The following is a 12,361-nucleotide window of genomic DNA, read 5'->3' as shown; positions in this document are numbered from 1 at the left end:
AACTTGTCATATGATATATATCAAGCAGGTGGAAAATATCCGGCCCAGATCACAACGTATATCTTATCCTTATCATATTCCGTCGATTTTTCATCTCGAAAAATTTAGATTCACACAGCCGGTTACTTTTATCGTGGGAGAAAACGGATCCGGTAAGTCTACATTTATTGAGTCCATTGCTATTCGATCGGGTTTTAACCCGGAAGGAGGAAGTATAAATTTTAACTTTGCAACTAAAAATTCGCATTCAGATCTTTTTCAGGATATCAAAATAGGAAAGGGTGTTGATCGTTTCAGGGATGGTTACTTTCTGAGGGCAGAGAGCTTTTACAATGTAGCCAGCGAAGTAGATAACTTATATGAAGGGGCAAAGGGAGATCTGGAGCGGGCATACGGAGGATCATTACATGAATGTTCACACGGAGAAAGTTTTCTGGCGCTGCTGCATAATAGATTGTCCGGAAAAGGGTTGTATATATTTGATGAGCCTGAATCGGCACTTTCATTTGGAAGCCAGCTCAATATGATGGTCAGGATAAAAGAACTGACCGATGCAGATTCACAATTTATAATTGCCACACATTCTCCGATTCTTCTGGCTTATCCTGATGCCGAAATCTATAAGGTAACAGACGAAGGTCTTCAGCTGACATCATATGAAGACACAGATCAATACAGGCTTACAAAGTTCTTTATGAACAGTCCTCAAACAATATTAGATGAACTGGGATTGTAATTCTGATGAATGAAAATAAAAGAGCTGCAGTAAACTTATCATTTTGTGAATAGCTTACTGCAGCTTCTTTTTATGGTTTGTCCTGTAACAGGATTTTAACTTTTATTTGGTCTCTTTATCCTTATTCAGGAACACAAACTGTCCGTCGAATGTATCCAGTTGTATAATGGAATCTCTTGAGATTTTTCCGGAAAGAATCTCTTTTGATAATTCATTCAATATGCGTTTTTGAATGACACGTTTCAACGGTCTTGCCCCATATACAGGGTCATATCCGAGTTGAGCCAGCCAATCAAGTGCTTCATCTGTAGCCGAGATAAATATATTCTGTTCTGCCAGCTGATGTTGAACTTTATTGAACTGAAGACGGACGATATCACCAATCTCTGTCCGGCTCAGAGGTGTGAACATGATAACTTCATCAATTCTGTTTAGAAACTCCGGACGGATAGATTTTTGTAATAATTCGAAAACCTCGCTTCTGGTTTTGGCAACGACTTCATCTCTGTTGTCGTCATTGAGATGCGAGAAATTTTCCTGGATAATATGTGATCCGGTATTCGAAGTCATGATGATAATCGTATTTTTGAAGTTAACAACACGACCTTTATTGTCCGTCAGATGTCCGTCATCCAATACCTGTAATAGGATATTGAAAACATCAGGATGCGCTTTCTCAATTTCATCGAGTAATACGACCGAATAGGGGCGACGTCTTACGGCCTCAGTCAGCTGACCTCCTTCATCATAACCTACATATCCCGGAGGCGCTCCGATAAGACGTGACACGGCATGACGTTCCTGATACTCGGACATATCGATACGGATCATAGCCTGCTCATCATCGAAAAGAAATTCTGCCAGTGCTTTTGCTAATTCAGTCTTACCTACCCCTGTTGTACCCAGAAAGATAAACGATCCGATCGGACGTTTGGCATCACTCAGTCCGGCACGCGATCTGCGTATAGCATCCGATATGGCTTCTATCGCTTCATGTTGTCCCGCTACACGTTTGTGTAACTCTTCTTCCAGTGTAAGTAGCTTTTCACGTTCAGATTGCACCATTTTATTAACCGGAATACCTGTCCAGCGTGATACAACATCTGCAATGTCTTCAGAAGTCACTTCTTCCTTTAGCATACGGCTGCTGGCTTGTTTTTCCGCCAGTTCAGCTTTTAACTTCTCGACCTGATCCTGTGCTTCTTTAATTTTACCGTATCGCAGCTCCGCTACTTTACCGTAATCTCCTGCACGCTCTGCCTGATCCGCTTCCAGTTTAAAGTTCTCTATATTCGCAATCTCCTGATTGACCTCATCTACCAGCGATTTTTCAGATTGCCATGCGGCTTTCAGTGAATCACGTTCGGAAGCCAGATTAGCAATGACCTCAGACAGTTCGTTCACTTTCTTCTCATCGTTTTCTCTTTTGATCGCTTCACGTTCGATTTCCAGTTGCATGATCCGGCGTTCCAGTTCATCTACTGCTTCTGGAACGGAGTCCATTTCCAAACGAAGTTTCGAAGCTGCTTCATCCACAAGATCGATAGCTTTATCCGGTAAAAAACGATCGGTGATATAGCGCTGAGATAGCTCTACAGCCGAAATAATGGCTTCATCCAGAATCCTTACTTTATGATGTGTCTCATATCGCTCTTTTAATCCTCTTAATATAGATATGGCATCCTGTGTGTCGGGCTCCCCAACCATTACTTTTTGGAAACGACGCTCTAAGGCTTTATCCTTTTCAAAATATTTCTGATACTCATTGAGTGTAGTTGCACCTATGGCACGTAGTTCACCTCTTGCTAAGGCTGGTTTCAGAATATTAGCGGCGTCCATAGCACCTTCACCACCTCCGGCACCTACCAGCGTGTGGATCTCGTCTATAAAAAGTATAATTTCTCCGTCACTGTCGGAAACTTCTTTTACAACAGCTTTTAGGCGTTCCTCAAATTCACCTTTATATTTGGCTCCGGCAATGAGTGCACCCATATCCAGAGAAAATACCGTTTTGGATTTCAGGTTTTCCGGTGCATCACCTTTGATTATCCGGTGAGCGATGCCTTCTGCAATAGCCGTTTTTCCCACTCCCGGTTCACCTACGAGTATAGGATTGTTCTTCGTTCTTCGGGAAAGGATCTGCATCACCCGGCGAATCTCTTCGTCACGGCCGATTACAGGGTCAAGTTTTCCGGATTCCGCAAATTCATTCAGATTACGGGCATATTTGTTTAAGGCATTGAAAGTGGCTTCCGCATTCTGATCAGTAACACGGTTATTTCCGCGTAGTTCCTTGATCGCCAGTTTCAGATCCTTCTCATTTACACCCTGATCTTTAAGCAGGGAAGCCGTTTTGCCGCCCGCATTCAGTATCCCTAAAAGTAAATGCTCAATGGAGACAAACTCATCATTGAACTCTTTGAGATAAGATTGTGCTTTCTGGAGTGCAGAGTTAGCCTCATTACTCAGATAGATGTTACTTCCGCTAACCTTTGGATAACTTTGGATCTGTTTATCCACTTCTCCTTCAAGGTAAGCGATATTTACATTTAGTTTTTTTAATAAGTGACCAATGATGTTTTCATCAACGGTCAGTAATGCTTTTAGAATATGTGCGGGTTCGATCGCCTGCTGCTGATTGCCGGAGGCGATTTCAGAAGCCTTTTGAATGGCTTCTTGAGCTTTGATCGTATAGTTGTTGAAATTCATATCGTATTAGATTTTCTATGAGGGTAACAATCATTATGCCTATACGGTTTTCATAAAATAATCGGAAAAAATGTCCGTTTAAATTGATTTGAAGCGACATTTTTTCAGGTTTGAGGAAATAAAACTGAAATTATGTCTAAATAATTGGCTTGGTTTTCAGCGGTTTGCTTTGAGGTAATAAGAAAATGAATGAAAAGACTTGCAAAAAAAGGATCTGATTTCGATATTTGCAGCGTTAACGGGAAACGTTGACGATCAGCGACGCCTCCTTAGCTCAGCTGGTAGAGCAACTGACTTGTAATCAGTAGGTCATTGGTTCGATTCCGATAGGAGGCTCAGAAAGGTCTGGTATTTACTTACCAGACCTTTTTATTTTGCCTAAATCCACAAACTTATCTATTCTTGGTACAATATTTATATGTATATCGGACGTTAATACATGGTCAACACATATTATATGAATAGATTTACCGCAGTTGTACTGCTTTTCTCTGTATTGGTTTTAATCTTAAGTAGTTGTAGTTCTATCTATATGCCTAATGTCCCGGCAACTCCGATGTTTAGTAAACAGGGAGAAGGATATTTATCAGGACATGTTAATCTTAAAGGAAATGTTAGTGGTAATGCAGGTGTGGCGATATCGGATCATATCGGTATTATAGCCAACGGTTCTTATGTCAATCACAAAAAACAGATTAAAGAATTCAAGCAATATCTTTATGAAGGAGGATTAGGGTATTTTACAACTATTGGGAAATCCAAGAGACAGATTTTTGAAGTATATGCCGGATATGGGATGGGTAATTCGGTAGAAACAGATCTGCGATCTACGACTACAGGTATGCAGCCGGTAGAGATAAGGGATATGGACTTTGAGAAAATATTTGTGCAGGTAAACTACTCTTCGACCAATAAGGATAAGATAAAATTGTTTGGCGCAAAGCGTGAGTTAAATTACGGAACAGCTATCCGCATGAGTCGTGTGGCTATGAAAGATTTCACCATTGATGAAGTTAATGCTGAAAAGGAAGATAATATTTTTATAGAACCTGTTTTTTTTACGAGATTAGCACTTAATCGTAATTGGCAGTTGCAATACACAACCGGCTTTAATATCGGAGTTAACAGCAATGAATATCTTAAAGCGGGCAATGCTGTTTTTACATTGGGTGTAAGTTATAATTTTGGTAAAAAGAACAAATAAAACATGAATAGATTAAAAGGACTGGGTATCTGCCTGATTGTATTGCTAATGGCGGGTTGTGGAGTGAACAAACAGAAAGCACAGATAGAAAACCTGAGTAAATGCAAGTATGAACTGGAAGCTGTAGATAGTTTAATGCTGGCAGGTACGAGTTTTAAGAATGTTATGCAGGACGGTGAACTGAATCTTTCTGCCTTACCGGGCCTGGCAATCGCAATGTTGCGAAGAGACGTTCCTATGGAAGCAAATCTCAAACTGAAGGTGACAAATCCTACAGCTAAAAAAGCTGCTATTAATAAATTTCAATATAAGATAGCTTTCCAGCAAACGGATCTTGCGGAAGGAGAGGTGGAGCAAAAGCTGTCTATCGATCCTAATCAATCAGCTGTTGTACCCATCAAAATAAAAATGAATCTGTATGAATCGCTTAAAAGTGACGGGATTCAGGATTTCTTAAAAGCTTTAGGAAGTAACTCCGGTAATAAAGGTGTTCTTACCTTAAAGATTAAGCCAGCTATAACTATTGCCGGGCAGTCGTTTTATTATCCTGGATATATTACTATTGATAAGGAAGTCAGTCAGAAGCTGTTGTTTTAAACTGTTTTATTCTGACTGAAGGCACAAGCGGACGCTTGCGCAAGATAAAGGCATGCGTAAAAGCGTTTGCCGGAGTCCTCACCGGCAATATAGGGTCAGAAGCGGACGCCAGCATACGCAGTTTGAAGTAAACTTATCAGCTTCGTAGGTGTTTTGCCACAGTATCTTAAACAAGAGGGCACAAGCGGACGCTTGCGCCAGATAAAGGCATGTGTAAAAGCGTTTGCCGGTGTCCTCACCGGCAACCCGCAGAGAAATTGGTCTTTAGTGTTTTTTACCAAATGTATACCCTGCAGTCCACTCAATATAATCTGCTTTACCCATATGTGCCTTAATAGACACACCGGCATTTATGTTTTTGTACACGTAATAGCGGGCTCCTGCTCTCAGATAAAAGTTTTCGATTTCTCCGTTGAAATCATTTTTATGCAGATAATATCCGATATTTCCATTCAATACCAAACGTTCATTCAGTACATGCGCCATATAAAATGCCGGACCTCCGGAGAACAGGGCGCTAAACTTACCTTTTTCACTGCCCGCAATTTCTTCAGCATTTCCGGATGCAGAGTAAAAGAAATCAAAGCCGCCTCCGAATCTCCATTTATAAGATACGTGGCGACTCATATAAGCACTTAATGTGGCTTTGTGATACCGCTTATCAATCTGTCTGTCAATTTGTTTGAATCCTCCGGCTATGTTGATGTGATATAGCCAAGTCTGTTCAAACGGAGGGACTTCTGCACGGCTGTAATCTGCAGACTCGGAATTAGGCGTATAAGTGAGTGAAGCGGTCAGCGGTAATAGGTTCACACCTTTATTTGGCAGACGCATAGCGCCGTTTGAAAAGTGGTGAAATGCCGCTCCGACACCAACATCGAAATTTTTATGAAATTTATATTTGGCACGAAAACCAAAATCTATAAAAACATTATTTTTTGTTCCGATAACTAAATTTAGTGGATTGGTCTCCTCATTATAGGGCTTAAAGTTGCCGGACAAACCCAACGCAATCCGGTATTCATAGGTCCATCTCTTGTCGTTTTTAGGATGTATAGGGACAATGACAAATCCGTAGAGTGCATAGGGGCTGCCAATAATATTGGTATTGAAAGTGCTGGAGTACAATCCCACTCCATATATCGGATAGTTATAGAGTTGATGGTAAATATCTTTGGATCGTTGCGTTTGCCATCCTACGCGCAGATTGACACCATTATAATAAGCATCTTCAAAAGTGACTTGTTTAATATCCTTTGAGGCAATGATACCCCCGTTTTCGGCTTCAATTTCTATAATTAACGGGTTTTTGCGACGAGCAGGTGCGATGCTGTCCTGTGTAGTCCACAGCAGGCTGGATTGTGCTTCGCAAATGCCATGCATAAAAACTAATAAAAGAACTAAAGTAAATAAGTTAAAATTTTTCAATATAGAATGATTAAACCTGTCCGTATAGTTAAGGAAAATGCAAAAATATGTATTTTCCCTGAAAGAAACTTTTGATAGAAAGTGTTTTTTGGTCAGGGTTTTGCCATAAACTTAGATAAATTGCTTCCGGATGCAATTCCAATAGACAGCTGTCAAAAAAATGAAACGATCTTTTTTGTATTCATTATAGCATTATTCAAAAGACTATAATAATGTTTGCCTGAAAAATTTACCTTTGTTAGCGTATTAAATTCTACACGGGTGGCCAACTTTATTTTAATCATTATATGTATTGCTGCGGGATATATACTGAAACAAACAAAACGTATACATCCTGAGGCACATAAAGGGATTAATACCTGGATTCTGTATTTTGCACTTCCTGCTGTCTCTTTCAAATACCTGCCTCATATCGATTGGAACACGGATCTTATTGTACCTGTGCTGAGTCCAATTGTCGTGTTGCTGGGCAGCATGCTCTTTTTTCGGATTTATTGCTGGCGAAAGCATTACAGCAGCCGTACAGAGAGTACACTTACGATGGTTTCAGGATTTAGCAATACCTCTTTTGTCGGATTTCCCTTAGTTGCTGCCTTTTACGGAGAGCAATATATGAGTATTGCTATTATCTGTGATCAGGCTACTTTCTTTTTACTTTCCACGCTTGGAGTTTACCTGGCGACAAAAGGAAGTGCTGATCCTGCAGCTAAGCTTAATCTCGGGTATATCGCAAAACGTTTATTTACATTTCCGCCATTTTTGGGCTGTATCGCAGCCTTGATATTACCTCGCTTTGTTGATCTGACGGTTATAGAGCCTGTTTTTGATAAATTGGGAGCTACTGTATCTCCATTGGCCTTATTCTCTGTAGGTTTACAACTGCAGTTTAAAGGATGGAAAAAGCAGATTTCCCAGATTTCTTTTTCCCTGTTTTACAAATTACTTATTGCACCGGCTTTAGTGCTGATCTTTGTGCTGCTCATCGGAGCGAAAAAAGAGATAGGAGCTGTTACCATATTTGAAATGGCTATGCCTACCTTGGTTTCGACCAGCATTGTGATCGAGCAGTTTCGGTTGAATAGTAAAATTGCAAATATTATCATAGGTTTTAGTATTCTCATTGCTTTGCTCACGGCCGGAATCTGGTCTGCCGTCATCCATTATTTTCTTCATTTCTAAACGATTTGCTTATCTGTAACAGATTTGTTATTTCGTTGATATGTGTATTTTGTACAATTAGTGTAACTTTAGTCTTCCTGAAAAAGATATAGTTATTTTCAGGAAAATTTAAACCGAGGAGTCTAACTGATTATATGCGATTAATACTATCATTCTGCCTATTCGCCTGCGTTCATTACGGACAGGCACAATCAAATTTTCAAAAATACACACAGGATATCAAAGGTACCAAGCTGAGTTTCACAATGGAAGCGATTCCGGGCGGGACATTTAAGCAAGGAAGTAATACCGGTAAAGAGGACGAGAAGCCTGTACATGAGGTCAAGATCAATCCTTTCTGGATGAGTACCTATGAAGTGACCTGGGATCTTTACGAACCCTTTGTATATAAAGATTATGAAGTGACACAGTCTGTGGACGGGCAGGTTAGTGCTTCTGTAGATGCAGTGACCAGACCGACCAAGCCTTATCTCGATATGACATTTGGAATGGGAAAAGAGGGACATCCGGCATTGGCAATGACACATTATAACGCAATTCAATTTTGTAAATGGTTGTATGTCAGAACCGGTGTGTTTTTTAGATTACCAACAGAAGCAGAATGGGAATATGCCAGCAGAGCCGGAAGTCAGGACGAATATTTCTTTGGAAATGATGCCTCTAAACTGGATGAATATGCCTGGTATAAAACAAACAGTGATGCGCAGACACAAAAAGTCGGCTTGAAAAAACCAAATAAATGGGGACTTTATGATATTTTGGGAAATGTAGCTGAATGGACGTACGATCAGTATGATGAGTCTTTTTACAAGCAATTTGCCGGCAAAACAGCAGATAACCCTGTAAATATTCCTACTAAACTTTATCCGCACAGTGTACGTGGGGGTGCATTTGACAGCGAAGCAAAAGATCTGAGATCAGCAAACAGAATGGCATCGGATCCAATCTGGAAACAACTGGATCCGCAAATTCCAAAATCAAACTGGTGGTTTCCGGAAGCACCTTTTATAGGTTTGCGTCTGGTACGTCCTCAGACAGCTCCGACACATGAAGAGATCATGGCTTATTATGATAAAGCTCCGATCAAAGATTTTTAAATTTTATATAACTTTTTAAACCTAATAAACTTAATAAAAATGGAAAGTAATTTTCTGCGTAGAGATTTTTTAAAAGCAGGAGCAGCTGTAGCGGGTACGGCAGCCTTAAGTTCAATGCCTGTTTCAGCTGTTTTTGCTGCGGGTAGTGATGTGATTAAGGTCGCTTTAATCGGTTGCGGGGGGAGAGGAACCGGAGCGGCATTTGATGCATTTGCCTCAGGACAGAATATCAGATTGGTAGCTATGGCAGATGCTTTTAAGGATAATCTGGATAGCACATACAGTACATTAAAAGAAAAATTTCAAGATAAAATAGATATTCCCGATAGCCGTAAGTACGTAGGTTTTGACGGTTATAAGTCTGCAATTAAAGATGCGGATGTTGTTATTCTGACAACTCCTCCGGGATTTCGCCCTATTCATTTTGAAGAAGCTGTAAAACAGGGGAAACACGTGTTTATGGAGAAGCCTGTTGCAACAGATCTTCCGGGAATCCGTCGTGTACTGGCAGCTGCTGCAGAAGCAAAACGTAAAAAGCTAAATGTTGTAGTTGGTTTACAACGCCGTTATCAGACAAATTACAGAGAAGTTATCAAGCGTGTTCAGGATGGCGCAATCGGAGATGTAGTGTCGGGTCAGGTCTATTGGAATAGTGGAGGTGTATGGGTAAGACCCCGCAAACCGGGTATGACAGAAATGGAATATCAGATGAGAAACTGGTATTACTTCAACTGGTTGTGTGGTGATCATATCGTAGAACAGCACGTACATAATATTGATATTGCAAACTGGATTAAAGGAAAATATCCGGTCTCCATACAAGGTACAGGAAGTCAGGCTTTCCGTAAAGGAAAAGATTACGGTGAAATCTATGATAACTTTGCTGTGGAATTGACTTATGATGATAATTCTGTGGTTTACAGTCAGTGTCGTCACTTTGAGGGGATTTCTAACCGGGTAGATGAAACATTTCAGGCAACTAAAGGGCGTACCTATCTTTCAGCAGGAGGACAAGGTGTACTTTGGGATGCAAATGGAAAAGAGATTTACAGACACGATCCTAAAGGAAATCCGAATCCATATCAACAAGAGCATAAAGAACTCTTTGAAGCGATTGCAAAAGGAGAATATAAATTTGATAATGCTGAATATGGTGCTTACAGCACACTGACAGGTATTATCGGTCGTATTGCGTGTTATACCGGAAAAACAATCAAATGGGATAAAGCGCTGGAATCAAATGTTGATCTTCAACCTGCAACGTATGCCTGGGATGCAAATCCTAAGATATTGCCTAATGCAGATGGTTTGTACCCTGTGGCTGTTCCGGGACAGAATACAAACCTTTATATCTAACGTTTTTCATGAAAAGATCATGGACGGCTTTAGTATTCTTTTTTATTGGTTGCCTGTGCGTTTACGCCGGGCAGCCAAATAAAATATCAGACCGTCATGTGATTGATGGAAGAGCACAGGGCACGACGTATCATATTGTTTATTATGCTGAAAGAACGGTGCCTAAAGCAGCAATAGACAGCATGCTGAATGATATTGATAATTCAATGTCTGTCTATAATAAAAATTCTCTTATTTCTAAATTCAATCTTCCGGAGACAACTGCAATCGAAATGGATTACCATATGCAAAAGGTGGTGAACAAGTCATTTGCTTATTATAAACTTTCAAAAGGACAGTTTGATATCACTGTCGCACCTCTGGTGCAATTGTGGGGATTTGGTCCGGCTCGTATATCTGCACTGCCTGATGAAGAGCAGATCAAAGCCGCTTTGAAGAATGTGGGGATGAACCAACTCAAAGTAAAGGGAAAACGACTCTTAAAGAAAAATCCGAAAGTCTCTATTGATCTGAATGGCATTGCGCAGGGGTATTCCGTGGATGTACTCGCAGATTATCTGTTGCAGCAAGGTATTCAGAATTTTATTGTAGAGCTGGGAGGAGAATTACGTATCAGTGGCAGAAAACCTGATGGTGAGCGTTTAAAAGTTGGAATAGAACGTCCTGTAAAAGCAAATGGGAACACGAGTTTAAAACAGGATGTAATCGTGCCATCTGGCGGAGCTATTACTACAGCCGGAAATTTCGAAAAGTTTCTAATGGATAAAAACCGTAAAATTACCCATCATATTAACCCTAAAACCGGCTATTCTTTTGAAACAAGTATTGTCAGCGTTACTGTACATGCGCCGACGGCTATGGAAGGAGATGCGTTGGATAATATTTTTATGGCAATGTCTCCTGATGAGGCAATTGTTTTTGCAAATAAGATAAAAAATATAGATATTTATATTATATACAATAACCAGCAAGGAGATATTCTGGAAAAGCACACGAAAGGCTTTGAGAATCTTTTTGACATAAACCCAATTCCGAATTTATCGCTATGAAAAGAAGTGATTTTCTTAGAAATGCTGCTTTAGTTTCAGGTGCAGCGCTTACAGGCAATGCACTACAAGCCTCCGAACAAAAAAAGCAAAATCTTTTTACTGAACAAAAAGGTAAAACGTTTAAGCTGAACTATGCGCCACATCAGGGCATGTTTCAGGATTCCGCAGGTAAAAACTTTTTGGATGAAATCCAGTATTTTTATGATCTTGGATTTAGAGCCATTGAGGACAACGGTTATCTGGGACGATCGGTAGAAGAACAGGAGAAAATAGGTAATCTTCTGGCTAAATTGGGTATGACTATGGGCGTTTTTGTTGTGGATGGCGGTCAGAATTGGATGACTTCACTTGCTACCGGTAAACCTGAATTCCTGGATCACTTTGCGAAAACATGTCAACGCTCCGTAGAGGCTGCAAAGCGCTGTAATGCCAAATGGCTTACTGTTGTTCCCGGATTCTATGAGCGTAAACTTCCGTGGGGAAATCAGTTTGCCAATATTGTGCAAGCCATGCGAAAAGGAGCGGAAATCTTCGAACCGCATAACCTGATAATGGTACTGGAAACCTTGAGCGATACCCCGGATCTTTTTCTTCAGCAAACACATGAGACCTATGCCGTTTGTAAAGCCGTTAACAGTCCTTCCTGCAAAATACTTTACGATATCTACCATATGCAGCGCACTGAAGGTGATCTGATCGTCAATATCGATCGCTGCTGGGATGAAATCGCCTATATACAGATCGGAGATAATCCGGGAAGAAAAGAGCCTACCACAGGTGAGATTAACTATAAAAACGTGTTTGCTCATTTATATAAAAAAGGTTACAGAGGGGTGATGGGGATGGAGCACGGCAAGTCCAAAGGCGGAAAAGCTGGAGAAGAGGCACTTGTGGCAGCCTATAGAGAAGTAGATAGTTTCAGTGTGTAACTTTTTTAATAGTGTATTTTTTACAATTTGATTTTTTTTATAACTTGCTAAATATTTAAACCACAATAATTGTAATA

The 12,361-nt window shown here is 40.3% G+C and carries 10 protein-coding genes and 1 tRNA gene; 9 read left to right on the top strand and 2 right to left on the bottom strand.

Translation table 11 applies throughout. From position 1 onward, the window contains the following. Window positions 1-10: 10 nt before the first annotated feature. A complete protein-coding gene (locus I6J02_RS00275; protein ID WP_201679865.1) occupies window positions 11-736 on the top strand; it encodes an AAA family ATPase in 726 nt (241 codons plus the stop codon). A gap of 102 nt (window positions 737-838) precedes the next feature. On the opposite strand, the gene clpB is transcribed toward I6J02_RS00275, so the two are convergent. Further along, window positions 839-3,445: an ATP-dependent chaperone ClpB gene (gene clpB, locus I6J02_RS00270; RefSeq protein ID WP_201679864.1), complete on the bottom strand. Its 2,607-nt coding sequence runs from the start codon at window positions 3,443-3,445 to the stop codon at window positions 839-841. Between the two features lie 263 nt (window positions 3,446-3,708). Here clpB and I6J02_RS00265 point away from each other — a divergent pair. The 3 genes from I6J02_RS00265 to I6J02_RS00255 all read left to right on the top strand — a co-directional run bounded on the left by I6J02_RS00265 (window position 3,709) and on the right by I6J02_RS00255 (window position 5,246). Beyond that, window positions 3,709-3,781, top strand: a tRNA-Thr gene (locus I6J02_RS00265). A 121-nt stretch (window positions 3,782-3,902) separates the two neighbouring features. Continuing rightward, window positions 3,903-4,649, top strand: a complete 747-nt coding sequence (locus I6J02_RS00260; protein WP_201679863.1) for a hypothetical protein — start codon at window positions 3,903-3,905, stop codon at window positions 4,647-4,649. Window positions 4,650-4,652: 3 nt separating this feature from the next. After that, complete coding sequence (locus I6J02_RS00255; protein ID WP_201679862.1) at window positions 4,653-5,246, top strand: hypothetical protein; 594 nt, start codon at window positions 4,653-4,655, stop codon at window positions 5,244-5,246. A 264-nt stretch (window positions 5,247-5,510) separates the two neighbouring features. Here I6J02_RS00255 and I6J02_RS00250 read toward each other — a convergent pair whose 3' ends face one another. Beyond that, complete coding sequence (locus tag I6J02_RS00250) at window positions 5,511-6,629, bottom strand: acyloxyacyl hydrolase (protein WP_201679861.1); 1,119 nt, start codon at window positions 6,627-6,629, stop codon at window positions 5,511-5,513. Window positions 6,630-6,935: 306 nt separating this feature from the next. On the opposite strand from I6J02_RS00250, the gene I6J02_RS00245 reads away from it, so the two are divergent. The 5 genes from I6J02_RS00245 (at window position 6,936) to I6J02_RS00225 (ending at window position 12,284) form a co-directional block, all read left to right on the top strand. Beyond that, on the top strand, window positions 6,936-7,853 hold the full coding sequence (locus I6J02_RS00245) for an AEC family transporter (protein WP_201679860.1): 918 nt from the start codon (window positions 6,936-6,938) through the stop codon (window positions 7,851-7,853). 134 nt (window positions 7,854-7,987) lie between these two features. Further along, the gene (locus I6J02_RS00240) at window positions 7,988-8,950 is read left to right on the top strand and encodes a formylglycine-generating enzyme family protein (protein ID WP_201679859.1); all 963 of its coding nucleotides are present in this window, start codon (window positions 7,988-7,990) and stop codon (window positions 8,948-8,950) included. A gap of 39 nt (window positions 8,951-8,989) precedes the next feature. Further along, window positions 8,990-10,306, top strand: a complete 1,317-nt coding sequence (locus I6J02_RS00235) for a Gfo/Idh/MocA family protein (RefSeq protein ID WP_201679858.1) — start codon at window positions 8,990-8,992, stop codon at window positions 10,304-10,306. A gap of 8 nt (window positions 10,307-10,314) precedes the next feature. Further along, window positions 10,315-11,355, top strand: coding sequence for an FAD:protein FMN transferase (locus I6J02_RS00230; protein WP_201679857.1), 1,041 nt, complete (start codon window positions 10,315-10,317; stop codon window positions 11,353-11,355). After that, window positions 11,352-12,284: a hydroxypyruvate isomerase family protein gene (locus I6J02_RS00225; RefSeq protein ID WP_201679856.1), complete on the top strand. Its 933-nt coding sequence runs from the start codon at window positions 11,352-11,354 to the stop codon at window positions 12,282-12,284. Before I6J02_RS00230 ends, I6J02_RS00225 begins: the two co-directional genes overlap by 4 nt. Window positions 12,285-12,361 lie beyond the last annotated feature (77 nt).

The organism is Sphingobacterium spiritivorum, from assembly GCF_016725325.1.
GTDB lineage: Bacteria > Bacteroidota > Bacteroidia > Sphingobacteriales > Sphingobacteriaceae > Sphingobacterium.
This window is presented reverse-complemented; position numbering and strand designations above follow the sequence as displayed.

Excerpts from the sequence above, each read along its gene's own strand:
- I6J02_RS00255 (WP_201679862.1), top strand. The coding sequence starts at position 4,653 with ATGAATAGATTAAAAGGACTGGGTATCTGCCTGATTGTATTGCTAATG.
- I6J02_RS00275 (WP_201679865.1), top strand. The coding sequence starts at position 11 with ATGATATATATCAAGCAGGTGGAAAATATCCGGCCCAGATCACAACGT.
- clpB (WP_201679864.1), bottom strand. The coding sequence starts at position 3,445 with ATGAATTTCAACAACTATACGATCAAAGCTCAAGAAGCCATTCAAAAG.
- I6J02_RS00225 (WP_201679856.1), top strand. The coding sequence starts at position 11,352 with ATGAAAAGAAGTGATTTTCTTAGAAATGCTGCTTTAGTTTCAGGTGCA.
- I6J02_RS00240 (WP_201679859.1), top strand. The coding sequence starts at position 7,988 with ATGCGATTAATACTATCATTCTGCCTATTCGCCTGCGTTCATTACGGA.
- I6J02_RS00250 (WP_201679861.1), bottom strand. The coding sequence starts at position 6,629 with ATGCATGGCATTTGCGAAGCACAATCCAGCCTGCTGTGGACTACACAG.
- I6J02_RS00260 (WP_201679863.1), top strand. The coding sequence starts at position 3,903 with ATGAATAGATTTACCGCAGTTGTACTGCTTTTCTCTGTATTGGTTTTA.
- I6J02_RS00235 (WP_201679858.1), top strand. The coding sequence starts at position 8,990 with ATGGAAAGTAATTTTCTGCGTAGAGATTTTTTAAAAGCAGGAGCAGCT.
- I6J02_RS00230 (WP_201679857.1), top strand. The coding sequence starts at position 10,315 with ATGAAAAGATCATGGACGGCTTTAGTATTCTTTTTTATTGGTTGCCTG.